This is a genomic window from Flavobacterium xizangense, from assembly GCF_054075145.1.
Genome location: NZ_JBSIPG010000006.1, coordinates 103,933 through 129,449, shown reverse-complemented (window position 1 = coordinate 129,449; position 25,517 = coordinate 103,933). Strand labels below are relative to the sequence as shown.

Here is a 25,517-nt window from a genome sequence, read left to right as displayed (position 1 = left end):
TTATTATATATCAGAATGTTATGGTTTGAGTCTTATTTTAAAGATTACAAATTGATATAACGACAGGATTTATTTTAATAAAAAAATAAAATCACAGCTATGAAAAACCAATTAGAAATTACCGAAACGGCGATGGAATTTTTAGCCGAAAAGAAGCTTCGTTATCCAAAAATCTGGACAGAAGAAGCAATTGTTTTTATAACTGAATTGCATAGAAAATTCGAATCACAACGAAAACTATTGCTTTTACAGCGCGAGCAAAAACAAGTCACTTTTGATCAGGGAATCATGCCTGTTTTTATTCCGGAAACCAAAAGCGTAAGAGAAGGAAATTGGACGGCTGGTGAAATCCCAAAAGATTTGTTGGACCGTAGAGTAGAGATTACTGGACCAGTTGATCGCAAAATGATCATCAACGCATTGAATTCAGGAGCAAAAACCTTTATGGCTGATTTTGAAGACAGCACTTCGCCAACCTGGCAAAATTTAATGGACGGGCAAGTGAATTTAATCGATGCAGTTAATAAAACCATTACGTACACAGACTTGGTAAAACAAAAGTCCTATCATTTAAATGAAAAAATCGCAACGCTAATTGTTCGCCCAAGAGGTTTGCATTTTCCGGAAAAGCATCTTTTAATTGAAGGAAATGAAGTTTCGGGTTCTTTGGTAGATTTTGGATTGTATGTTTTCCATAATCATAAACGACTTTTAGAAAATAATTCAGGACCGTATTTCTACATTCCGAAATTAGAACATTATCTAGAAGCGCGCTGGTGGAATAACGTAATTGATTTTACAGAGGATTATCTAAAACTTAAAAGAGGAACTATAAAAGTGACGGTTTTAATTGAAACCATTACAGCAAGTTTTCAGTTAGATGAAATCATTTATGAATTGAAAGAACATATCGTGGGCTTGAATTGCGGGCGTTGGGATTATATTTTCTCTTATATCAAAAAGTTTAGAAAAAATCCAAAATTCATAGTTCCTGATCGCGATCAGGTAAATATGACTTCACCTTTTATGAATGCCTATTCAAATTTGGTTATTCAAAGATGTCATAAAAGAGGGATTCATGCGATTGGTGGCATGGCCGCTCAAATTCCGATTCGAAATAATGAGGAAGCCAATGCTGTCGCTTTCGCAAAAGTAAAAACCGATAAAGAACGTGAAGTTCGAAACGGTCACGACGGAACTTGGGTAGCGCATCCGGATTTGGTTGCATTGGCAAAAGAGATTTTTGATAAAGGAATGCCGACTCCAAATCAAATTCACATAAAAAGAGAACATCGAAGAATTACAGAAGCTGATTTGATTGAACCGCCAATTGGAATGATTACTGAAAATGGTGTTCGGAAAAATATAAATGTTGGAGTTTTATACCTGGCTTCGTGGCTGAATGGACAAGGCGCTGCGGCATTGCATAATTTGATGGAAGATGCTGCAACGGCCGAAATTTCGAGATCGCAATTGTGGCAATGGCTTCAGAATAAAGTGCTTTTAGATAATGGGCGAAAGTTAGATTTAGCTTATTATCATGAATTGGCTTTAGATGAATTCAGAAAAATAAAAGACGAATTAGGTGAAGAAAATCACGAAAAACAACAATTTCCGCTTGCTGAAAAAGTATTGGAAAGATTAGTTGTAAATACTGAGTTTGTTGATTTCTTGACAATTCCGTGTTACAAATATTTATAAGAAAAAAAAATCCGCTTAATCTGTGAAATCTGCGGGCGAATAATTTTTTCACGCAGATTTAGCAGATCATGCAGATAAAATATGAATGAAAAGATCTACGCAGATCTTCTGAATACTATTTATTTAAGTCCAGTTAAAAACTGATTACTGATAACTGCGACTGAAAACTTTACTTACTAACCACTTTAACTTAAACTATTTATGAAAACAACAGAAGACAGAATTCAGGAATTGGTTAACGATTGGATTACGAACCCGAGATGGAAAGGTGTTGAGCGCCCTTACACTGCAAGTGAAGTAGTTGAACTTCAAGGTTCTTATCATATTGAGCACTCTATCGCCAAAATGGGAGCGCAAAAATTATGGAAAAAGTTAAAAAGTCAGGATTATGTTGCGGGTTTGGGAGCGTTGACTGGAAATCAGGCGATTCAGGAAGTGGATGCGGGTTTAGAAGCAATTTATTTAAGCGGATGGCAAGTTGCTGCTGATGCAAATTTGGCGGGTGAAATGTATCCGGATCAATCACTTTATCCGGTAAACAGCGTTCCGATGGTGGTAAAAAAAATTAATAATGCGTTGTTACGTGCTGATCAGATTCAGACTGTAAATAAAATTGAAGATAAAAAAGATTATTTGGTGCCAATTGTAGCTGATGCCGAAGCAGGTTTTGGTGGGAACTTAAATGCTTTCGAATTAATGAAGTCTATGATTGAAGCTGGAGCTTCAGGAGTTCATTTTGAGGATCAGTTGAGTTCTGCTAAAAAATGCGGACACTTGGGCGGAAAGGTTTTGGTTCCGACTCAGGAAGCAATCAATAAATTAATTGCGGCGCGTTTGGCAGCAGATGTTATGGGTGTTTCGACTTTAATCGTTGCCAGAACAGATGCAGAAGCAGCTAATTTATTAACGAGTGATGCAGATCCAAGAGACAGGAAATTCTTAACTGGTGAAAAAACGGACGAAGGATTCTTCTACGTTAAAAACGGAATCGAGCAGGGAATTGCAAGAGGTTTGAGCTACGCGCCTTATGCCGATTTAATTTGGATGGAAACCAGTAATCCGGATTTAGAATTTGCAAGAAAGTTTGCAACAGCTATGAAAAAAGAATTTCCGGATAAAATGCTGGCTTACAATTGTTCTCCGTCTTTCAATTGGGCGGCAAAATTAACGGTTGCCGAAATGGAAACGTTTAGAGAAGATTTAGCAGCGATGGGATATAAATTCCAATTCATCACTTTGGCAGGATTCCATGCTTTGAATACAAGTATGTTTGAATTGTCAAAAGCGTATAAAGAACGCGGAATGGCAGGATATTCTGAATTGCAGGAACGCGAATTCGCTTTACAGAAAAATGGATTCAGAGCAGTAAAACATCAGGCTTTTGTTGGTACTTCTTATTTTGATGCGGTTCAAAATACAGTAATGATAGGAAGATCTTCAATAACAGCAATGAAACATTCTACTGAGGTTGAGCAATTTTAATTTTTTTTCCGCCACGAATTAACGAATTATTTTTTATAATCTTTGAGGATAAAAATTCGTGAATTCGTGGCGGAAAACTTTACTTTTTTAAAAGCCTTGCTTTCATTTTACTGAAGAATTCAGGTGTTACACCAATGAAAGAAGCGATTTGTTTTTGCGGGACTTTGTGTACCAATGTTCCATATTTTTTTGTGAATTTTTCAAATCGTTCTTCGGCAGGTAAACTCAAATTGTCCATTAATCGTTGTTGGTTAGCCACTAATGAATTTTCAATTAGAATTCTAAAAAAGCGTTCCAGTTTCGGAATCTCTAGGTACAATTGTTCCTGATTTTCTTTGGATAAAGAAACAACTTCTGCATCTTCCAGAACTTCAATAAAAAGTTGCCCTGGTTTTTCTGAAAAATAGCTGTACATATCACTTATCCACCAGCCTTCACAGGCAAAAGATAAAACATGTTCAACAATATTATCATTGATGTTGAAGCTTCTTAAAATTCCTGAGTTTACAAAATACGAATTTTTGCATACTTCTCCAGCGTTTAATAAAACTGTTTTGGCTTTGTAAGTGTTAGTTTCTAGTTTAGATAAAAAAAGTGCCTGTTCTTCTGGTGTTAAAGAAACGTGTTTGGCAATATTTTCGAGAATTAATGCCATTATTTTTTATCGTCAATTAAAGTAAATGAAGTCGCTTTAAATCTGTCGCCTTTTATTTCTCCTGTAACTAAAGCTTTGCTGATTGCATTGCAAAAGCCTTTTTCGGCATGTGCATCTCCATGATCGTGAATCGTAGTTCCGTCAACAAAATATGATTTCCCATCAATACGAACTGCCAAATCACAGCTTTTTCCTTTCATTCCGAATTGGCATTCTCCACAAGAAGCTTCAACGACTGTTGGTTTGTCAAATTTTTTTTTGTCTTGTGCCTGTACTGTGATTCCAATAAAAAGGAATGTTGCGAAAAGTATGTTTTTCATAGTTAAGAATTTACAGTTATTAATTTTGCGGTTTCTTTGGCGCGTTCTGTTACTTCATTTATTGGAGTTGAAAGTGAATCATGGCTTAAAACAACTCCCATTCTGCGGTAAGGTCTTGATGTCGGTTTTCCGAAAATCCTGAAATCGGTTTTTGGTAAAGCGGCTACTTTCTCGATTCCGGTAAAAGTTGGATTTGCAGAATCTTCTGATGCTAAAATTACGGCGCTTGCACCAGCTTTTTCCAAAGTAATTTCGAAAATAGGAAGACTTAAAATGGCTCTTAAATGCAATTCAAATTCATTGAAATTCTGTGTTCCAGCCAAAGTTACCATTCCGGTATCGTGCGGACGTGGAGAAAGTTCAGAGAAATAAACGCCTTCTTTTGTTAAGAAAAATTCAACACCAAAAAGTCCAGCTCCGCCAAGAGCTTCGGTAATTTTTTCGGCCATATCCTGCGCTTCGTATAAATCTTTTTCTGAAACCAAAGCCGGTTGCCAGCTTTCCTGATAATCGCCTCTTTCTTGTCTGTGACCAATTGGTGCACAGAATAATGTCGGGTTATTGTTTTGAGTAATAGTTAAAAGCGTGATTTCTGAATCAAAATTGACAAAAGCTTCTACGATCACTTCGATAACATCGCCACGCGAACCTGCAACGGCATATTGCCATGCTTTCTCGATATCGCTTTCTGTTTTTATTGTGGATTGTCCTTTTCCAGATGAAGACATTAATGGTTTTACCACACACGGAATTCCAACTTCCTGAACAGCTTTTTGCAGTTCTTCTGCTGAAGTTGCGTATTGATATTTGGCAGTTCGTAACCCGAGGTCTTTTGCTGCTAAATCACGAATAGCTTTACGATTCATAGTAAAGTTTGCCGCTTTCGCTGAAGGAACAACAGTGATTCCTTGTTTTTCGTAATCGTAAAAACGTTCGGTACGAATGGCTTCGATTTCAGGAACTATAAAATCGGGTTGGTGTTTGGCTACGATTCTGTCCAGCGCTTCACCGTCGAGCATATTGATTACTTCAAAGCTATGTGCAACCTGCATGGCCGGTGCATTTTCGTAACTGTCAACTGCAATTATGGTTTGTCCGATTCGTTGTGCGGCAATGACAAATTCTTTGCCTAATTCGCCTGAACCCAGGAGTAGTATTTTCATTTTGGAGTGCTGTATTGTTTGAGTAGTAAAAGTAGCTAAAAATGTTTTTAACCGCAAAGTTCGCAAAGAATTACGCAAAGAGCGCTAAGTTTTTGTTTTTAAGTTTAAAAAGAGCGCAACGAATTTCTCACGCAGATTTTAGAGATTCGGCGGATTTAATTTTGTAATTGATTTTAGTTTTATGACAAAGTCACCATACAGTTTGTCATTTCGACGAAGGAGAAATCTCCACGAGTAGTTCTACAAAGATTGGCTTATTGGAACGGAGTTACTTGCGAAGATTTCTCCTTCGTCGAAATGACAAAATTCTGGGAATTATAAACGTAAAAGTTCTTCTGAAACTGTTTGCGTGAGGGATAGAAGTGGAAAGCCCACAGCCGTGAGGAACGAACAGGCGAGGACTTGTAACGGATAGCCCGGTTCGCCGCGGCGAAACACGCCCAAAATAAAAAACCGATACTTCTTTTAAAAGTATCGGTTTGTATGTTAATGAAAATGATCTTCTTCAATCTCGAATTCAGCATCTTTTTCCCAAATTTCCATTTCGCAGGGTTTGCAGTTGAATTTTAGTTTGTATTCTAACTCGCCTTGTTTTAATACTAATGGCTCTTTTACCTTGACACCAACTATATCTTTTTGATGTATCGGGCATTTTTTTAATTCGTATTTGATGCAATATTTGGTTGTCATTACACGAGATTTTCCTGGGTCCCATTGCAATTCGAATGCTTTTTCGATTTCGGTAACACCGTGGCGTTCGTAGAATTTACGAGCAGTTTTGTTCGACACGTTGTACATAAAATCCAATTTGGTTTCAGGATACGGATGTGACGTTTTTACCAATTGGTGTTCTTCACGTTTGTAATTTGCCAAACGAATTTCTGATAATTGTTCGTAAACACTTCTTCTCATTTCGTTGATTTTTGAAATAGGAAGGAACCAGTTTTGAGAAAACATAATGTTGATTTCGTCAGCGCTGTAAGGTGTAAAACCTGTTTTTGCTAATTGAACTTTTATGTTTTCTTCGATTGATTCGCCAGTTTTTGTCTGCTCTTTTGAATGCTCTAAAATAACGGTGCTTACGTTTCCGTCTTCATCGGTTGCTATTAACTCAAAACCATTTTCGTTTTCTGTAAGCAATAAAGTCGTTCCGATTTTACGGATTGCGCTGTCTTCCCTTTCTACAATTTTGATGAAAGCAATATCGTTGTTACGGTAAATAAAAGTTCCGTCTTTGATTTCTTTTAAAACGTTTGGATATACTTTTCCGTTTTCGGCTTTGTTTACGTAGATTCCGTCAGCTTCGTTATTTTCATTGATGAAACAAAGTCCGTCACCGTTGTTTAATAATTCGCCGTTTTCGATTTCGTAAGCATTTCCAACAGTTCTAATTAATTTACCAATATATTGTCCTTTTGATTTTGGGCTTTCCCATGAACCAATAGAGCTGTGTCTTTCGTTAACGAAATAATCAGTATAACCACGATTGAACGTTCTGCTTAATGTAGAGTCGAAAGTATAAGTACATTTTCCAGAAGAAGCTTTCATGTATTTATCACTTCCTTCTAAATAACTGTCTAATTTTTGACGAAGATAAGATACGTTGTTTTTAACGTAAGCCACATCTTTTAATCTTCCTTCGATTTTAAAAGAAACGATTCCAGCTTCAATTAAATTCGGAATTTGATCAGAAACATCTAAATCTTTTATAGAAAGCAAGTGACTGTTTCTGATTAAAGTATCTCCGTTTCCGTCGATTAAGTTATAAGGTAAACGACAGTTTTGAGCGCAAGAACCACGGTTGGCGCTTCGTTCTCCGTTTGCCACACTCATATAACAGTTTCCGCTGAAGGATACACATAAAGCTCCAGTCACGAAAAATTCTAATTCAACATCAGCGTAATCGTAGATTTCTTTAATTTGATGCAGGTTCAATTCACGGGCTAACACCACACGTTTGATTCCGGCATCTTTAAGAAATTTTATTTTTTCTTTGTCACGATTATTGGCTTGTGTGCTGGCATGAAGGACGATAGGAGGCAAGTCCATTTCCATAATTGCCATATCCTGAATAATCAATGCATCGACACCAATATCGTATAATTCCCAAATCATGGCACGACACGTTTCTAATTCGTTGTCGTACAAAATGGTATTCATAACCACAAAAACCTGTGCGTTAAATAAGTGTGCGTATTTTACAAGTTCCGCAACATCTTCGATTGAGTTGTTTGCATTTGAACGCGCTCCAAATTGCGGTGCACCAATATATACTGCATCGGCACCACTATTTATGGCTGCGATTCCTCCAATTAAATCTCTAGCAGGAGCTAATATTTCGATTTTCTTCTTCATTTCTAAAACTTTAGACTTTTGTGGTATTCCCGAAAAAAAGTGTGCAAAGGTCTAATAAATTATTTGAGTTTGCTAGTGATGAAGCGATTTTTTTGAAATTGTTAACTTAATATGGATGATGATAAACGAAAAATATAAACTTAATATTAATTTATCGGAAAAGTATATCCAACGGCAAATACTCCCGTAGACTGTTTTGCCGCTGGATGAAAGTAACCAGAAATACCAATTTCTAGACTGTTTTTTCTGCCTATCGCTAATCCAACACTAAAAGGAACATGCATTAAAATGGTGCTTTTATTAAAATTAACGTTTGGTGTAAAGGTCTCGAATTTACCTATCGATGTTCCAATACCACCTTCAATAAAAGGTGCAACCCACGGAATTGGTGCACAAAAACGAATTTTCCCTCCCATTAAAAAAGCGTTAGTTGTTACCTTATATTGAGGTTGATTTTGTACATTTTGATCTTTATCAACAGATTCAAAAATCGCACCGGCGTAAGGTCTTATGCTAAACCATGACTTGAGTCCTATAATATATTCGCCTTGAAGATAAAGACCACCTCCCATAACATCTACTTCGTCTTGACTTCCATAATCTTCTATATAATAAGAAGCGCTTGATCCATAACCTATAGATGCTTTAATGAATTTACCTGTTGTTTGTGCTTGAGAATAAGATGAAAATAATGATGCCAAAATAATAGCAACGAAATAACGTAAAGTTAAGGTCATAAAAATAGTTTTGGTTAGAAATTGGTTGCGACTAAAATAAGATTTATTTTTCAGTTTTAACAAAAAACAAAAAAACTGCCCAGTTATTTAAACTAAGCAGTTTTTCTAAAATAAAAAACTTCAATGATATTAAAGTGCTCTCATTTTAATTTGCGATAAAGTGTTTTGAATACTGTTTAATTGTTTTGAAACAATGTAAATCTGACTGTGTTCAAGATGGTTTTCTTCGAGTGCAGCTTTATATTTTTCGATTGCAGCTTCTTCACCTGTAACACAAGCATTGATAATTGCTTTAGTGTCGCCTCCTGTAAATGACGATTTAATGTCAATCCAAGTTCTATGCAAGGCTCCCAATGGTCCACCGCCAGAAGTATCAGTTGATTTTCCTAATTTGTTGATTTCGTCTTGCAGTTCTACAATAAAAAGGGCACGTTCGCGGGCGTAATCTAAAAAATCGGCTTTCATCGCTAGATTTTCTACATGTTCGGCAGCATTTGTATATCCTAGTTTTCCGTCTTCAAGAATTGAAATTAATCCGTTTAAAGTTTTTACGGTTTCATCTGTGTTTACATCTGTATTTGTCATGACTAATAGTTTTTTAATTAATACATTACAAAGTTGATGATTTCTAAAGCGTTATGTTTTACAGGATTATAACTGCTGTTTTACAATATTGTGGAATGGGAATTTTGAAAGTGTTTTTTTTACTCTCGCAGATTTGGCAGATTTTTTAGATTTTTTTCTTTTGAAAATGAATTTTCTCGTTTACCGTTTTGCGTGAGGAGCGGAGCGGAATAAAAGATATAGCCGAATCCCGATAGCCATCGGGACGACCTGGAGGGACACACCCAAAATATCTTCATAAAAAAACAGCTTAAAGTATAAAAGTGATGAAACTTTTGAACCTTAAGCCGTTTTAATAAAACTTATTATATTATTATGCAGTCAAAGCTTCTTTGATTCTGCGTAATGCTTCTGTTAAAATGTCGTTGCTTGTTGCGTAAGAGAAACGAATGCAGTTTGGATTTCCGAAAGCATCTCCTGTTACTGTAGCAACATTTGCCTCAGCTAAAAGATACATCGATACATCGTTTGCATCTTTGATTTCAGTTCCTCTTAAAGTTTTCCCGAAGAAAGAAGAAACATCTGGGAATACATAGAACGCACCTTCTGGAACGTTGATTTTTATTCCTGGAATTTCTTTCAATAATCCAACAACTAAATCTCTACGACCGTGGAAAGCCTGAACCATTTCGTTTAATACGCTTGGATCTGCATCTACAGCTGTAATTGTAGCTCTTTGAGCAACTGAATTTGCTCCAGATGTTACTTGCCCTTGAATTTTTGTACACGCTTTTGCGATAAATTCCGGAGCTCCAATGTAACCAATTCTGTATCCTGTCATTGCGAATGCTTTTGCAACTCCGTTTACAGTGATTGTTCTGTCTAACATTCCTGGAATAGAACCAATGCTGCAGAAAGTTCCTGAGAAATTAATGTGCTCATAAATCTCATCGGCAACTACGTAAATATTTGGGTGTTTTTCTAAAACTTTTGCCAATGCAGTTAATTCTTCTCTGCTGTAAACAGATCCTGAAGGATTACATGGAGAAGAGAACCACATCATTTTTGTTTTTGGTGTGATTGCAGCTTCTAATTGTTCTGGTGTCATTTTGAAATCTGTTTCAACTGAAGTTGGAACTTCAACCGGAACTCCGCCAGAAAGCTTTACAATTTCGAAATAAGAAACCCAGTATGGTGCTGGCAAGATAACTTCGTCGCCATCGTTTAACATTACTTGTGCAATGTTGTATAAAGATTGTTTTGCTCCTGTAGAAACTACGATTTGAGTTGGTTTGTACTCTAAATCATTATCTCTTTTGAATTTTCTGCAGATTGCTTCTCTCAATTCAAGGTAACCTTCCACTGGAGAATAAGTGCTATAATTTTCGTTTACTGCTTTTATTACTGCTTCTTTAATGAAGTCTGGCGTGTTGAAATCTGGCTCGCCTAAACTTAAACTGATAATGTCTTTTCCTTGTGCTTTTAATTCGCGTGCCAATGCAGCCATTGCTAATGTCTGTGAAGTAGCAAGATTGTTGATTCTGTCCGAAAGAATATGATTCATTATAAAATTTTTGATGTCCTTAATTTGATGCGCTTATTAAGGAAGGTTAATTATTAATAGATTTTTTTTAGTTTTTAAACTGATAATTCTGGCTTCATTCCTAAGTCACGCAAATGCTTGAAGTGAGCTACAATAGCGCTTCGCATTGTTTTGTATTCGTAATATGGCAAGTTGCACTCTTTTGCAGTTTCTTTTACGATTTTTGCAATTTTGCCATAATGAATGTGACTAATATGTGGAAAAATATGATGTTCGATTTGATGGTTTAATCCACCTGTGTACCAATTTACAATTGCGTTTTTTGGTGCAAAATTAGTTGTGGTATACAATTGGTGAATAGCCCAGGTGTTGTCCATTTCGCCTAATTCATTTGGCTCTGGATTAGTAGTGTGGTCAACAACGTGTGCTAATTGAAATACAATACTTAAAATTAATCCTGTTGTATAGTGCATTACAAAAAATCCAAGAACCACTTTCCACCATGTAATTCCAATTACGATTGGCAATACAATCCAGATTGATACATAAATGATTTTTGTAATAATTAAGGTTGTCCAAAGGATTTTTGGGCTTTTTGGTTCTCCGTAAGATAATTTTCTTTTCAGATAATTACGCATTTGCTTAAAATCGGTTGTAATTGCCCAGTTGAAAGTCAGTAATCCGTATAAGAAAACCGAATAATAATGTTGAAAACGGTGAAAACTATGCCATTCTGCATGTTTTGTAAAACGGATAATTCTTCCTGCATCAAGATCTTCATCATGTCCAGGAATATTAGTGTAAGTGTGGTGCAATACATTATGCTGAACTTGCCAATTGTAAACATTTCCAGCCAGAACATAAATAGTTCCACCCATTAATTTGTTGATCCAGCTTTTGTTTGAATAAGAACCGTGGTTCCCGTCGTGCATTACGTTCATTCCAACGCCGGCCATACCAATACCCATTACAATGGATAATAATAACATGACCCAAAACGGCATATTAAGCGTAAGGATTAAAAAATAAGGTGTCAAAAATACGGCAAAAAGAATAACGGCTTTTAAATGCAGTTTCCAATTTCCAGTTTTCTGGATATTATTTTCTTTGAAGTAATTGTTTACGCGAGAGTTAAGTGTTCTGAAAAACTTCAGATTGTCTTGTCTTGCAAATGTTGGTGCAGAGTTATTCATAATTATTTTAAATAGGTTTCAAAGGTAATTATTATAAATTCTCAATTTGCAAAATTGAGTTAAATATTTCAATCGTAAAGTAGTACTTTTGTTAAAAATTTAGAGCAATGGATGAGATATTGAAATATTTTCCTGATTTGACCGATATTCAAATCAAACAATTTCAACAATTAGACTTTTTATACCACGATTGGAATGAAAAAATCAATGTGATTTCGCGCAAAGACATTGATTCATTATATACAAAACATATCTTGCATTCGTTAGGAATTGCTAAAATCATGAAGTTTGAACCAGGAACAACCGTTTTGGATGTTGGAACAGGGGGAGGTTTTCCGGGAATTCCGTTAGCGATTCTTTTTCCTGAAACTCGTTTTTATTTGATTGATGTTATCGCAAAAAAAATAAAAGTGGTACAAGGAGTTGCTGATGCTTTAGAATTAAAAAATGTAAAAGCAGAGCAAAAACGTGCCGAATTGGTAAAAGGGGATTTTGATTTTATTGTGAGTCGTGCCGTAACGAACATGCCTGATTTTGTTTCCTGGATACATGATAAAATTAAGAAACAGCATAAACATACCCTCAAAAACGGAATTTTGTATTTAAAAGGTGGTGATTTGGCTGAAGAATTAAAAGATTTTCCAAATGCAACTTTATATGATTTAGCAGATCATTTTGATGATGAATTTTTTGAAACCAAAAAAGTCGTGCATCTGCCATTAAAGTTTAAACCATAAATTAAAGATTAAAAAATATATAACCCGGATAGAATTAATAAAACTCTTCCGGGTTATTTTTTGAATTAATAGTGATTAAAACTAACATGCTTTTTGTGATAAATGTAAAAACGGATTTGCTTTATGATTTAAATTGTTGATGAAATTATCCAACGCTATTTCGCAGGCTGCAGGTGTATAATGAAATTTTGTATCAAAGAAAAATTCTCGGCATATAACAGTCTCTTTAGAAGAATCATAAATGCTTTCGTCACTTTGGTCTGCATTTTTATAATTATATCCACAAGGATAGGAGTTTAGTAAAGCTGCAATTGTCGTATTAAACCATTTGTCAAAAAACTTTTTCTTTGGAGTAATATAACGTGCAAGTAATACAAGTCCAATAAGTTCACTTTGAAGAAAATAAGAACCTTTTCTATATCTTACATCAATCATTCGCACATTCATAAGTGCAACCCATAGAGGCCCGTCTACTGAACCAGAATCTGACATATCTAGATTGGTATCAAATAGTAAAGGATCTGTTTCGTGGCTATCGCGAACAGAACACCAAAGTGCTTCTATACGTTTTTGAATATCATTTGCTGATGTCGAATAGCCAGTAAAACGCCATGAAATCCATTCCAATAAAGCTGCTGTTAATCCCATGCAGGCTTTATGGCTAATTTGGGACAATATGTTTTCTAATTCTTCATTTCCTTCTAATGGATCTAAAAACATTTGCATCTTTCTATTATTCCATTTGAAATCGATGGGATGTCCAATACTTTTTGATTTTAAAATTATTTGTGGTACGTTGTTTAAGTTTCTCATATGCAGTAGATTATTTTATTGGATAAAATTTTTCAGCAAATTTATTAGGATAGCGTTTTTTAGAATGGAATTAGAAGTCTAAAAAATGATAAAATAAGCTTTTTTTGTTCTTTAATAAGTTGATTTTTAATTAAATAAGAAAAAGACTACAAAATTTAAATCCAAAAGAATCTAGGTATCATCAGATTGTTTTTCGCTCACAAAATCAATTAGAATTTAGAATAAACTTTCATTCATCACCTATTATTTTTCTTTCCTGTACTTTTATTTGTCCAATCTATATTAGAGAAATACCTTTACTACAGCACTAATATCAATCACTTTGAAAGTAACTAAAACTATATCGACTTATTGGAAAATTCAGCTTGCTGGATGGATTACAGCTTCTTTATATTGGGGATTTCAGGCTTTTTTTAGCGGTAATTTTATATGGAAAATTGGCATTGCAGACTTGATACTGGATATTTCAATTGGTATTCTGCTGACGCATCTTTACAGGAATTTTGTTTTAAAAAAGGGATGGAATAAATTAAATCTAAAAACATTAATTCCAAAAATGATTATCGGCGTTTTAATACTTTCAGTGCTATATACAGTTTTAATTGCCGGCAAATTATACATGGTTCGTCTCTTTCTTCTAAAAAGCAATTCTTTGCCATTTATATTGTTTTTTAAATCGATACAGTTGCAAATATTCATTACCGGTACAAGATTAATGTCGATTTGGGTTTTGGCTTATCATCTTTATCATTATTCAAGACTTGAATTGCAAACCATAAAAGAAAATGCCCGATTATCACTTATTATAAAAGAAACACAACTGAATAATCTAAGCGCGCAACTTAATCCGCATTTCTTTTTTAATTCCTTGAATAATATAAAATTTCTGGTTTTAGAAAATCCACATGCAGCAAGAAGAGCAATTGACCTTTTGTCTGACTTATTACGGAATTCTTTAAATAGCAATATTGAAAAAGTAATTCCTTTAAGTGACGAAATAAATCTAGTTAAGGATTATCTCGAATTGGAAAAAATACGTTTTGAAGATCGCTTGCAAATCAAAATTGAAATAAATGAAGATGAATTGACCCATTTAATTCTCCCTTTTAGTATTCAGACATTGGTTGAAAATGCTGTAAAACATGGAATTGAAAAAAGAAAAAACGGCGGATTTATTACGATAAAAGTTGAGGATGAAAACAATTTTATAAAAATAACGGTTCAAAATTCAGGTAAACTCAGCAAGGAAATAAAAGATTCAGGTATTGGGATAAAAAACCTCACAGACCGATTGCTCTTACAATATAATGGAAACGCTTTTTTTGAAATCAAGGAAATGGATAATGAAACGGTCTTGGCAACAATTTTAATTCCGTCAAAATGAAAAAGATTAAAGTTATAATAATAGATGACGAACGTTTATCTAGAGAAGAAATCAAACAAGCTTTAAAACCATATGAAGATTTTACTCTTATAGGTGAGGCTGAAAATGCAGATGATGCAAAGGATTTGATCGAAACAAAAATGCCTGATTTGATTTTTTTGGATATTGAAATGCCTGAAAAATCTGGATTCGATTTATTAGAATCTTTACATCATGTACCGGCAGTACTTTTTATTACGGCGTACAATCAATATGCTGTAAAAGCATTTGAAGTAAATGCTTTAGATTATTTAATGAAACCCATAAGAGAAGAACGTTTTTCGAAAGCAATTGAAAAAATAAGAAACACTTTAAGTGCAAAATCTTCTGTAAATGATTCGGCAGAACAAAACCGAAGGATTTTTATTAAAGATGGAGAAAAGCGATTTTTTATTCCGCTAGATGAAATTTATTTGATTGAATCGCTGGAAAATTATACCAGACTTTTTTTTCAGGACAAAAAGGCAATGCAAAGGCGATCGCTTCGTCAATGGGAAGAAATGCTCGATGAGAATATCTTTTTGAGAATTAACAGAACCGAAATTGTAAATATTAAATACATCCATGATCTAAACAAAACAATGGATGGCGGACTGGAAATAAAACTAAAAACCGGAGAACTATTGAAAGTTTCAAAACGTCAATCGGTAAAATTTAAAAACAGCAACGGAATTTAATAGAACGATTATATGAAAACTACTTTAAATTTTATATTTCTCATTTTTTTGATATCAAATGCATTCTCACAACAAACAAGTAAAACAAAATCTGAAGATTTAAAAAGCGCATACAATATTCAGGATAGTGTGATGATCAAGACCAGAGATGGCGCTTTTATATCGGCAATCTTAGTTCGAAAAAAAGGAATTATCACTCCAAAACCTGTTATACTTCAATTTACTATTTATGTTTCAGAAAGAAGAGATTTAAAATCTTTAAAAACTGCAGCAGACAATGATTATGTTGGCGTAATTGTTTATTCAAGAGGAAAGCGATTTAGTCCTGGTGAAATATTTCCATACGAAAATGATAGTAATGATGCTTATGATGTTATCGACTGGATCAGTAAACAAGAATGGTGTGATGGAAGAGTAGGAATGTATGGCGGAAGTTATAATGGATTAACACAATGGGCAGCCTGCAAAAAAATGCATCCTGCACTTAAAACAATAGTTCCTTATGTTGCTAATAAAGCAGGAATGGGTTTGCCAATGGAAAACAATGTATTTATAAATCCGAATTACGAATGGTCGTTTTATGTTGGAAATAATAAATATCTCGATACAATTGCAGGAAATGACAGACAGCGTTTTAGAAAAATGCAGTTTAATTGGTGGGAAACTGGGGTGGCTTATAAAAAAATGGACAGCATTGACGGTACACCAAACAGACTTTTTCAACGATGGATTCAACATCCTTCTTTTGATGAATATTGGCAAAAAATGGGACCGTATAAAAAAGATTTCGCTCAAATAAATATTCCTATTTTGGCAATCGACGGTTATTACAATGATTCTCAGAATTCGAGCTTATATTATTTAAGAGAACTTCATAAATATAATCCGAAGGCTGATTCTTATTTAATTATAGGTCCGTACAGCCATTTTGGTGCTCAAAAAGGAGGAACTGCTGTACTGAATGGTTATAAAGTTGATGCAGATGCTTTAATTAATACCAACAAAATAACCTATCAATGGTTTGATTATATTTTTAAAAATAAACCCAAACCTGAAATTTTAAAAGATAGAGTTAATTATGAAGTAATGGGGGCTAACGAATGGAGAAGCGCTCCGTCTATAGATAAAATGAATAACGGCTTTCTAACATTTTATTTGACCAATACTAAATCGGGTGATTTTTATTCATTAAATAACAAGAAACCTGCTAAAAAAGGGTATTTACCACAAGAAGTTAATTTTGTTGATAGAGTGAATAGTAACAACTTTTATTATCCAGATCCAATTATTAATGACCAAGTCGATACAACAAACGGGTATGTTTTTATAAGCGAGCCAATAAAAGAACCTTTGCTGGTGAATGGTTCATTTTTAGGAGAAATCAAAGCGAGCATCAATAAAAAAGATATGGATATTGGCGTGACTTTGTACGAAGTAATGCCTGATGGAACTTATTTTAATTTGGCTTATTTTATTGGTCGTGCCAGTTATGCTAAAGATATTACCCAAAGAAATCTGTTGAAACCAGATACTATAGAATCGATTCCTTTTTCAAACACACGCTTAGTGAGCAAAAAATTAAGTAAAGGAAGCAGATTATTAATCACATTGAATGTAAATAAAAACCCATTTTCAGAAATAAATTACGGAACCGGAAAAGTAGTCACCGAAGAAAGCATTAAAGACGCGAAAGAACCATTAAAAATAAGATGGTACAACGATAGTTTTGTGAAAATTCCAATCTGGAAATAAAAGCAAAAGCCGAATCTTAATGAAAAGATTCGGCTTTTTTATATTGACAGATTTCAAACTTAAAACCTGAAACTTGAAACTTGAAACTTGAAACTAAAAATTAACCTAAGAAAGGATATCTGTAATCCTCAGGAGTTACAAAAGTTTCTTTGATAGTTCTTGGAGAAGCCCAACGCAATAAGTTCAATGCAGAACCCGCTTTGTCGTTAGTTCCAGAAGCTCTTGCTCCACCAAACGGCTGCATTCCTACAACAGCTCCAGTTGGTTTATCGTTGATATAGAAGTTACCAGCTGAGTTTTGCAATTTCGTTGTAGCGACTTCAATAGCATAACGATCCTGGCTGAAAACTGCTCCTGTTAACGCGTACTCAGAAGTAGTATCAACTAATTCTAAAGTTTCTTCCCATTTAGCATCTTCGTAAACATAAATCGTGATAACTGGTCCGAACAACTCAGTTTCCATTGTAGTATATTTTGGGTTTGTAGTTACAATAACCGTTGGCTCAATAAAGTATCCAACCGATTTATCATAATTTCCACCAACGATAATTTCAGCATCAGCATCTTTTTTAGCTTGTTCGATATAACTAGCTAATTTATCAAAAGAACCTTCGTGGATAACTGCTGTAATAAAGTTTCCAAAATCTTCTGGAGAACCCATTTTCATAGATTTTACATCAGCAATTAATTGTTCTTTTACAGCTGGCCATAAACTTTGTGGGATGTAAGCTCTAGATGCAGCAGAACATTTTTGTCCCTGGAATTCAAATGCTCCACGAGTAATTCCTGTAACTACTTGTTTTACGTTTGCGCTTGGGTGAGCAATGATAAAATCTTTACCTCCTGTTTCACCAACGATTCTTGGGTAAGTTTTGTAATTATGGATGTTAGCTCCAATTTTAGCCCAGATATCTTTAAATACATGAGTTGATCCCGTAAAGTGAACACCAGCAAAATCACGGCTAGCTAAAACAGTATCTGTAATCATTAAAGCATCTCCGAAAACTACATTGATAACTCCGTCAGGAACTCCAGCTTCTTTGAAAACATCCAAAATAATTTTTGTAGAAAATACTTGGCTGTCACTTGGTTTCCAAACTACAACATTCCCCATCATAGCAGCACTTGCAGGAAGGTTAGCAGCGATGGCAGTAAAGTTGAATGGAGTAATAGCATAAACAAAACCTTCAAGAGGTCTGTATTCGACACGATTCCAAACAGAAGAATCTGATTTTGGCTGATCGTTGTAGATTTGAGTCATAAACTCAACATTGTAACGTAAAAAGTCGATTAACTCGCAAGAAGCATCGATTTCTGCTTGATGAATATTTTTAGACTGACCAATCATTGTTGCTGCGTTAATACGAGCTCTGTATGGTCCTGCGATAAGTTCAGCAGCTTTTAAGAAAATAGCAGCACGCTGTTCCCATGCCATATTTGCCCATGCTTTTCTTGATTCAAGAGCATTCGCAATTGCTTTTTCAATATGTTGTTTTTCAGCTAAATGATACTTTCCAACTACGTGTTTGTGATCATGAGGAGCTGTAATATTTCTTGTGTTTCCAGTTCTGATTTCTTCACTTCCAATGTGTAAAGGAACATCAATTTGAGAGTTCCACATTGTAGCGTAAGCTGCTTGTACAGCTGCTTTTTCTGGTGAGTTCGGTGCGTATCCTTTTACAGGCTCGTTTACCGCTTTTGGTACATGAAAGAATCCTTTTAACATGGGATAAATTATTTTAAAATTACGATTTGTTTAATTTTTTACAAAAGTACAAATGATAATTTGATTATATCACAATACAATATTAAAAAGTTGTAATTTAATAAACTAATTACACGAAGTTGTAAAATATGATTTTTTATAAAGGTTTAAATTTGAGTTACTTCTAAAAGAATGTTTTAAATACACCAATATGAAAATACCACTTTTAGCTTTTAATGATAAAGGTATTTACTGTCAGCAGGCTGATGTATATCTTGATCCTTGGCGTCCTGTAAAGAACGCCATAATTACGCATGGACATGCTGATCACGCGCGCTGGGGACACCATAATTATATTACTCATCATACCAATGTTCCCATAATTCGTCATCGATTAGGGGAAATTAACGTAACAGGAAAAGAATGGGGAGAAACCTTTATAATAAATAATGTGAAATTCTCACTTCATCCCGCCGGGCATATTATTGGCAGTTCGCAGATTAGAGTAGAACACAAAGGCGAAGTTTGGGTTTTTACCGGAGATTATAAAACCGAAGACGACGGAATTTCAACCCCATACGAGGTTGTAAAATGCGACACGTTTATAACCGAATGTACTTTCGGATTACCCGCTTTTAACTGGACACCGCAAGCCGAAGTTATTTCTGAAATTAATAATTGGTGGGCCGAGAATAAAGCTGAAGGCAGAACTTCAATTCTGTTTGGATATTCTTTAGGAAAAGCACAACGGCTTTTAAAATATTTGGATACTGATATTGGAAAAATATATACGCACGGCGCAATCGAAAATATGACAAATGTTTTACGTCCGATGGTTGAATTTCCTCCAACAGAATTAATTACCAGAGAAACGAAAAGAGAAGCACTTTTAGGAAATATTGTTCTTGCTCCGCCAAGCGCACATGGAAGCATTTGGATTAGAAAAATGACGCCATTTGTAACCGGAGCGGCGAGCGGATGGATGGCTTTTCGTGGTGCAAGACGCAGACGTGCGATCGACAAAGGTTTTGTATTAAGCGATCATTGCGATTGGCATTCTTTATTAGAAAGCGTCAAAGCAACGGGTGCAGAACGCGTAATTTGTACGCATGGTTATACCGATATTTTTGCCAAATATTTAAGAGAATTAGGTTACGACGCCAGAACCGAAAGAACGCAATACGAAGGTGAGACTGCAGAAATGGAAAAAGTGGATAAGGAGATAGATCACAATGAAACTTCGGTTATTTCTGAAAATAATGCATTGGAAAATTTTAACTGATAGAAACATAGGTTTAAAATTCAATAAAAAAGTTTAAAAAAAGAAAACTTAGTTTTCACACATAGCTATGTGAATTTAAACAAAGTGAAACGCCTTTAATCGCAAAAACAAGCTATGTTTCTATGTGTTAAAATAATTATGCGGTTTAAAATGAACATAGATGAAAAATTTCGCTCAACTCATAAAAACGTTAGACAGTTCGAATAAAACGAACATAAAAGTCGATGCTTTAACGACGTATTTTAAAAATGCATCGCCGGAAGATAAAGTATGGACTATTGCTATTCTTTCGCATCGTCGTCCTGCCAGACCAGTTAATACTACTTTATTGCGACTTTGGGCAAATGAACTGGCGAACATTCCGCTGTGGCTTTTTGAAGAAAGTTACCATATTGTGGGCGATTTGGCTGAAACTATTGCGTTGATTATCCCCACTACAAAAGAACATTCTGACAAAAGTTTAACCGAATTTCTGCAGGAAATCATTGCTTTAAAAAAGAAATCCGATTCGGAGAAAAAAGAATATCTGCATGAAAACTGGATGGCGTTAAATTATTATGAACGTTTTGTTTTTACCAAATTAATTACCGGAAGTTTGAGAATCGGCGTAAGCCAAAAATTAATGACGCGAGCTTTATCAAAAGCAGAAAATGTTGATGAAGATGCTTTGGCGTATAAATTAATGGGTAATTGGAATCCGAACACGATTACTTTTCAGGAATTGATTTTGGATGAAAAAAGTTCTGATTATTTATCAAAACCGTATCCGTTTTATCTGGCGTATCCAATTGAAGGTGAAGTTGAAGATTTAGGAAATCCTGAAGATTGGTCGATCGAACATAAGTGGGACGGAATTCGCTCACAAACCATCATCCGCGAAAGCGAAATTTATGTCTGGTCAAGAGGCGAGGAGCTGGTTACGGATAAATATCCGGAATTTAAATCTTTCGTCGGACTTATTCCAAATGGAACCGTAATCGATGCGGAGATTCTAGCTTTTCCCGAAAAAGAAATCGGAACATTTAATGATTTGCAAGCCAGAATTGGCCGTAAAACCATATCAGCAAATTTGCTTGAAAAAGTTCCTGTAATTTTAAAAGCCTATGATATTTTAGAATGGGAGGGAAAAGATATTCGAAATCTGCCGTATATTGAAAGAAGAATATTATTGGAGAATTTATATGATGACATAAAAGAGTATACAACTTCTTTTCAACTTTCAAAACGAGTTGCTTTAACTTCCTGGGAAGATGTTGCGAAAGAAAGAGAACGCGCCCGCGAAATGAAAAGTGAAGGTTTGATGATAAAGAGAAACAATTCGCCGTATCAAGTGGGAAGAAAAAAAGGTGATTGGTGGAAATGGAAAATAGAACCTTTAGTAATTGATGCCGTTCTAACCTACGCCATGCGCGGACACGGACGACGCTCGAATTTATTTACCGATTATACTTTCGCGCTTTGGCAAAATAATGATCAGGGAGAAAAAGAACTCGTAACTTTCGCGAAAGCGTACTCCGGTTTAACCGATGCTGAATTTAGAAAAGTCGATGATTTTATAAAGAAGAATACTTTAGAACGTTTTGGACCAGTTCGAAGTGTAACGCCGCAATTGGTTTTTGAAATTGGTTTCGAAGGCGTTTCTCTTTCCAAAAGACATAAAAGTGGTATTGCTACAAGATTTCCAAGAATTTTGAGATGGCGACAAGACAAAAAAATAGAAGAAGCGAATTCTATTGAAGATTTAAAAAATATGATTTCGTAAAACGTTAAAAGGGACAAAGTAACAGAGTTTCAAAGAAAAAAAAAATCGGAAACAGCTAAACTTTGTCCCTCTGAGCCTTTGCAACTTTGAACCTAAAAAAAATGAAAAGGGACGAATTATATGTATTAGCCGAAAACTGGTTCAAAAGTCAGGGTTGGAAATCTTTTCCGTTCCAGACGCAAACCTGGACCGCTTTTCTGCAGGGAAAAAATGGTTTATTAAACGCTCCAACAGGAAGCGGAAAAACTTATGCTTTATGGTTTCCTGTAGTTCTCGATTATATTAAAAAAAATCCCGATTATAAAACCAAGCACAAGCCCGGATTAAAAGCCATTTGGATTACGCCTTTACGAGCGCTTTCAGTAGAAATAAAACAAGCAGCAGAACGAATTATTACAGATTTAGATTTACCATTAACGGTTGGAATTCGGTCTGGAGATACTTCGCAAAGCGAAAGAACGAAGCAGAAAAACAAAATGCCGGATCTTTTAATTACAACACCCGAAAGTTTACAGCTTCTTTTAGCATCAAAACAATACGAAAAAACCTTTAACAATTGCGGTGCAATCGTTGTTGATGAATGGCACGAATTAATGGGAACTAAACGAGGCGTGCAAATGGAGTTGGCGCTTTCGAGATTAAAGACAATTGCTTCAAAAATGCGTATATGGGGTATTTCGGCAACTATTGGAAATCTCGAATTAGCGCAAGAAGTTTTGTTAGGTCATGATACAGAAGCGTATCAAAATTCAGTTTTGATAAAAGCACATATCAATAAAAAAATCAAGATAGAATCAATTTTGCCAGAGAAAATGGAAACCTATCCGTGGCGCGGACATATGGGTTTGCATTTGATTGATGAGGTGGCCAAAATCATCCGAAGAAGCAAAACAACTTTAATTTTTACGAATGTACGTTCGGCTTGCGAAATTTGGTTTCAGGCGATTTTAGAAAGATATCCAGAATTTGCAGGCGAAATGGCGATGCATCATGGAAGTATTAGCAGAGAAACTCGTTTATGGGTGGAAGATGCCATTAGAAATGAAGAATTAAAAGTGGTAGTTTGTACTTCGAGTCTAGATCTTGGAGTCGATTTTGCGCCCGTTGAAACCATTATTCAGGTTGGCGGACCAAAAGGTGTTGCCCGATTTCTGCAAAGGGCAGGAAGAAGCGGACACCAACCGGGAAAAGAAAGTGTGATTTATTTTCTCGCTACGCATGCAATGGAATTAATAGAAGCTTCGGCACTAAAAAAAGCAGTTGCCAAAACCGTTGTCGAAGACCGTATGCCATATTTGAACAGTTGGGATGTTTTGGTTCAATATTTAAATACACTCGCAGTTTCGGATGGATTTTTTCCGGATGAAATTTATGAAGAAGTTAAAACAACATTCTGTTATCAAAATATGACGAAAGAAAACTGGAACTGGATTTTAAATTTCATCACAAACGGAAGCCAGAGTTTACAAGCTTATGACGAATTCAAAAAAGTAGAAATTGAAGAAGACGGACGTTATAAGATTAATAGTCGTTTTATTGCCATGCATCATCGCATGCAAATGGGAACGATTGTAGGCGATGCCGTTTTAAATGTAAAATTTTTAAGCGGTGGTTTTATCGGAACAATTGAAGAATGGTTTGCTTCAAAACTGCAGCGAGGCGATGTTTTTACTTTTGCCGGAAGGCGACTTGAATTGTTTCAAATTAAAAATATGCAGGTTTTGGTTCGAAAAGCGGATCCTAAAAAAACAGCCAGAGTGGTAAGCTGGATGGGAGGAAGAATGACTTTGTCTGCCCAAATGAGTGAATTGCTTCGTGAAGAATTATACACAGCTAACACTGATAATTTAACTCCAGAATTAAAAGCACTTATGCCTATTTTTGATAGACAACGCAAAGAAAGCATTGTGCCTAATAATGATGAATTTTTAATCGAAACCTTTAAAACACGTGAAGGTTTTCATGCCATTTTTTACCCTTTTGAAGGGCGATATGTTCATGAAGCAATGGCAAGTTTAATTTCATATCGAATCAGTTTATTGTCGCCAATAACGTTTTCTCTTGCGTACAACGATTACGGATTCGAATTGCTTTCTGATCAGGAAATTGATATGCAATCTGTTTTTGATAATAATTTATTTTCTACAGAATATGTACATCATGATTTGCAGAGAAGCTTAAATTCAACAGAAATGGCGCGCCGAAAATTTAGGGATATTGCTGTAATAGCAGGTTTGGTTTTTACAGGAATGCCCGGAAAACCTGTTAAAACAAAACATTTACAAAGCGGTTCACAATTGCTTTTTGAAGTTTTTAGAGATTATGAACCCGATAATTTATTATTGCAGCAGGCTTTTATTGAAACCTTTGAACATCAGTTAGAAGAAGGACGTTTGATTCAGGCCATGGAAAGAATAAATAACCAGAATATTGTCTGGAAAGAATGTAAGAAACCAACGCCGTTTAGTTTTCCGATAATTACAGATCGATTAAGGGAAAAAATATCCAGCGAAACATTGCAGGAAAGAATTAAAAAAATGACAGCGAGTTACATGAAATAATTAAAATATGAAGATCAGCATCAATAATCAAAATTTCGTTTTGCATCAATCCGGAGCTGCTTTTTGGGAAGAAAAGAAAATGCTTTTCGTTTCTGATTTGCATTTGGGGAAAATTGCGCATTTTAGAAAACATGGAATGGCAATACCTGAAAAAGCCGTTTTGGAAAATTTTGCGAGATTAAATGAAGTGTTGGATCTATTTGATTCTGAAATGATTATTTTTCTTGGAGATTTATTCCATAGTAAAATTAATAACGAATGGAACTTTTTTGCTGATTGGATCAAAACGATTTCTCAGCAAATTATTTTAATTGAAGGAAATCACGATATAATTTCAAGAAAATATTATGATGATTTAAATATCGAAATTTACGAAGAATTAATAATTGATGATTTTCTTCTAACACATCATCCCACAACAAGAGAAGACTTTTTTAACTTATGCGGACATATTCATCCCGGAATTAAACTAAAAGGTTTGGGACGACAGTTTTTGAGTTTGTCTTGTTTTTTTAGAAAACCACATCAATTGATTTTTCCTTCTTTCGGAGAATTTACAGGTAATTTTTACTTGATTCCCGAAGAAAATGACAAAGTTTATGCAATTACAAATGAAGAAGTAATAGAAATTGCGATGAATTAATTCAATGCAAAAGGAGCACACATTCTGAAAGTAGGAACAATAACTTTGAATGTTTTGGTAGTTGTGAAATTGATCATATTAAAATGACCTTTCATGGCACCATAAGGAGATGACAATAAACAGCCAGAGCTGTATGTGTGGTTTTCACCTGGTTTTAAAACCGGTTTTTTACCAATAACGCCTTCACCGTCTACAATATCTAAGTCGTTTAAAGAATCAAAAATTTCCCAATGACGCGAAGTTAATTGAACCGAATCTTTACTGTGGTTTTCAATCGTAACTACATAACTAAAAGCAAAATGAATCTTATAGTTTTTGAAGTAAGTTCCTTCAAAACTAGTTAAAACTGATATTTTTATGCCTCTTGTAATCTGAGAAACCATACTAAAGTAGTATATATGTGTACGTTATAGTTGCAAATCTACGAAAAAAAAAGATTGAAGTGAAAA

The 25,517-nt window shown here is 34.9% G+C and carries 21 protein-coding genes; 10 read left to right on the top strand and 11 right to left on the bottom strand.

Annotation, left to right across the window (positions count from 1 at the left end):
- Positions 1 to 99 precede the first annotated feature (99 nt).
- Positions 100 to 1,701, top strand: coding sequence for a malate synthase A (gene aceB, locus ACWA1B_RS15210; protein WP_456908313.1), 1,602 nt, complete (start codon positions 100 to 102; stop codon positions 1,699 to 1,701).
- Between the two features lie 201 nt (positions 1,702 to 1,902).
- Entirely contained in the window at positions 1,903 to 3,183 is a 1,281-nt protein-coding gene (gene aceA / locus ACWA1B_RS15205; protein WP_456908311.1) for an isocitrate lyase, read from the top strand.
- A gap of 79 nt (positions 3,184 to 3,262) precedes the next feature.
- Here the strand turns inward: aceA and ACWA1B_RS15200 are convergent, their stop codons facing one another.
- From ACWA1B_RS15200 to ACWA1B_RS15165, 8 genes are all read right to left on the bottom strand, one after another.
- Positions 3,263 to 3,838, bottom strand: a complete 576-nt coding sequence (locus ACWA1B_RS15200) for a Crp/Fnr family transcriptional regulator (RefSeq protein WP_456908309.1) — start codon at positions 3,836 to 3,838, stop codon at positions 3,263 to 3,265.
- Positions 3,838 to 4,158: a DUF6370 family protein gene (locus ACWA1B_RS15195; RefSeq protein WP_456908307.1), complete on the bottom strand. Its 321-nt coding sequence runs from the start codon at positions 4,156 to 4,158 to the stop codon at positions 3,838 to 3,840. Before ACWA1B_RS15195 ends, ACWA1B_RS15200 begins: the two co-directional genes overlap by 1 nt.
- Before the next feature lie 2 nt (positions 4,159 to 4,160).
- Entirely contained in the window at positions 4,161 to 5,336 is a 1,176-nt protein-coding gene (gene purT / locus ACWA1B_RS15190) for a formate-dependent phosphoribosylglycinamide formyltransferase (protein WP_456908465.1), read from the bottom strand.
- Between the two features lie 471 nt (positions 5,337 to 5,807).
- Complete coding sequence (locus tag ACWA1B_RS15185; RefSeq protein WP_456908305.1) at positions 5,808 to 7,676, bottom strand: peptidase U32 family protein; 1,869 nt, start codon at positions 7,674 to 7,676, stop codon at positions 5,808 to 5,810.
- 146 nt (positions 7,677 to 7,822) lie between these two features.
- Positions 7,823 to 8,413 carry a hypothetical protein gene (locus ACWA1B_RS15180; protein WP_456908303.1) on the bottom strand — a complete coding sequence of 197 codons (591 nt, stop codon included), beginning with the start codon at positions 8,411 to 8,413 and terminating at the stop codon, positions 7,823 to 7,825.
- Between the two features lie 129 nt (positions 8,414 to 8,542).
- The gene (locus tag ACWA1B_RS15175; protein WP_456908301.1) at positions 8,543 to 8,998 is read right to left on the bottom strand and encodes a ferritin-like domain-containing protein; all 456 of its coding nucleotides are present in this window, start codon (positions 8,996 to 8,998) and stop codon (positions 8,543 to 8,545) included.
- A 352-nt stretch (positions 8,999 to 9,350) separates the two neighbouring features.
- A complete protein-coding gene (locus ACWA1B_RS15170; RefSeq protein ID WP_456908299.1) occupies positions 9,351 to 10,541 on the bottom strand; it encodes a pyridoxal phosphate-dependent aminotransferase in 1,191 nt (396 codons plus the stop codon).
- 74 nt (positions 10,542 to 10,615) lie between these two features.
- Positions 10,616 to 11,713, bottom strand: coding sequence for a fatty acid desaturase family protein (locus ACWA1B_RS15165; protein WP_456908297.1), 1,098 nt, complete (start codon positions 11,711 to 11,713; stop codon positions 10,616 to 10,618).
- A gap of 107 nt (positions 11,714 to 11,820) precedes the next feature.
- Here ACWA1B_RS15165 and rsmG point away from each other — a divergent pair, with 107 nt between their 5' ends.
- Positions 11,821 to 12,450: a 16S rRNA (guanine(527)-N(7))-methyltransferase RsmG gene (gene rsmG / locus ACWA1B_RS15160; RefSeq protein ID WP_456908295.1), complete on the top strand. Its 630-nt coding sequence runs from the start codon at positions 11,821 to 11,823 to the stop codon at positions 12,448 to 12,450.
- Between the two features lie 81 nt (positions 12,451 to 12,531).
- On the opposite strand, the gene ACWA1B_RS15155 is transcribed toward rsmG, so the two are convergent.
- On the bottom strand, positions 12,532 to 13,263 hold the full coding sequence (locus tag ACWA1B_RS15155) for a hypothetical protein (RefSeq protein WP_456908293.1): 732 nt from the start codon (positions 13,261 to 13,263) through the stop codon (positions 12,532 to 12,534).
- Between the two features lie 322 nt (positions 13,264 to 13,585).
- On the opposite strand from ACWA1B_RS15155, the gene ACWA1B_RS15150 reads away from it, so the two are divergent.
- Genes ACWA1B_RS15150 through ACWA1B_RS15140 form a run of 3 tightly spaced genes read left to right on the top strand, consistent with a single transcriptional unit; the run spans position 13,586 to position 17,115 of the window.
- Positions 13,586 to 14,647, top strand: coding sequence for a sensor histidine kinase (locus ACWA1B_RS15150; protein WP_456908291.1), 1,062 nt, complete (start codon positions 13,586 to 13,588; stop codon positions 14,645 to 14,647).
- Positions 14,644 to 15,363: a LytR/AlgR family response regulator transcription factor gene (locus ACWA1B_RS15145; protein ID WP_456908289.1), complete on the top strand. Its 720-nt coding sequence runs from the start codon at positions 14,644 to 14,646 to the stop codon at positions 15,361 to 15,363. Before ACWA1B_RS15150 ends, ACWA1B_RS15145 begins: the two co-directional genes overlap by 4 nt.
- 12 nt (positions 15,364 to 15,375) lie before the next feature.
- Positions 15,376 to 17,115: a CocE/NonD family hydrolase gene (locus tag ACWA1B_RS15140; protein ID WP_456908287.1), complete on the top strand. Its 1,740-nt coding sequence runs from the start codon at positions 15,376 to 15,378 to the stop codon at positions 17,113 to 17,115.
- Positions 17,116 to 17,215: 100 nt separating this feature from the next.
- Here the strand turns inward: ACWA1B_RS15140 and pruA are convergent, their stop codons facing one another.
- On the bottom strand, positions 17,216 to 18,841 hold the full coding sequence (gene pruA / locus ACWA1B_RS15135; protein WP_456908285.1) for an L-glutamate gamma-semialdehyde dehydrogenase: 1,626 nt from the start codon (positions 18,839 to 18,841) through the stop codon (positions 17,216 to 17,218).
- 190 nt (positions 18,842 to 19,031) lie between these two features.
- Between pruA and ACWA1B_RS15130 the strand changes: the two genes are divergently transcribed.
- The 4 genes from ACWA1B_RS15130 to pdeM all read left to right on the top strand — a co-directional run bounded on the left by ACWA1B_RS15130 (position 19,032) and on the right by pdeM (position 25,068).
- Complete coding sequence (locus ACWA1B_RS15130) at positions 19,032 to 20,102, top strand: ligase-associated DNA damage response exonuclease (RefSeq protein ID WP_456908283.1); 1,071 nt, start codon at positions 19,032 to 19,034, stop codon at positions 20,100 to 20,102.
- A gap of 160 nt (positions 20,103 to 20,262) precedes the next feature.
- Positions 20,263 to 21,864, top strand: coding sequence for an ATP-dependent DNA ligase (locus ACWA1B_RS15125; protein WP_456908281.1), 1,602 nt, complete (start codon positions 20,263 to 20,265; stop codon positions 21,862 to 21,864).
- Positions 21,865 to 21,965: 101 nt separating this feature from the next.
- Positions 21,966 to 24,425, top strand: coding sequence for a ligase-associated DNA damage response DEXH box helicase (locus ACWA1B_RS15120; RefSeq protein WP_456908280.1), 2,460 nt, complete (start codon positions 21,966 to 21,968; stop codon positions 24,423 to 24,425).
- 7 nt (positions 24,426 to 24,432) lie between these two features.
- Positions 24,433 to 25,068, top strand: a complete 636-nt coding sequence (gene pdeM, locus ACWA1B_RS15115) for a ligase-associated DNA damage response endonuclease PdeM (protein WP_456908278.1) — start codon at positions 24,433 to 24,435, stop codon at positions 25,066 to 25,068.
- On the opposite strand, the gene apaG is transcribed toward pdeM, so the two are convergent.
- Entirely contained in the window at positions 25,065 to 25,451 is a 387-nt protein-coding gene (gene apaG / locus ACWA1B_RS15110) for a Co2+/Mg2+ efflux protein ApaG (RefSeq protein WP_012023834.1), read from the bottom strand. The two genes, pdeM and apaG, sit on opposite strands and share 4 nt — an antisense overlap.
- Positions 25,452 to 25,517 lie beyond the last annotated feature (66 nt).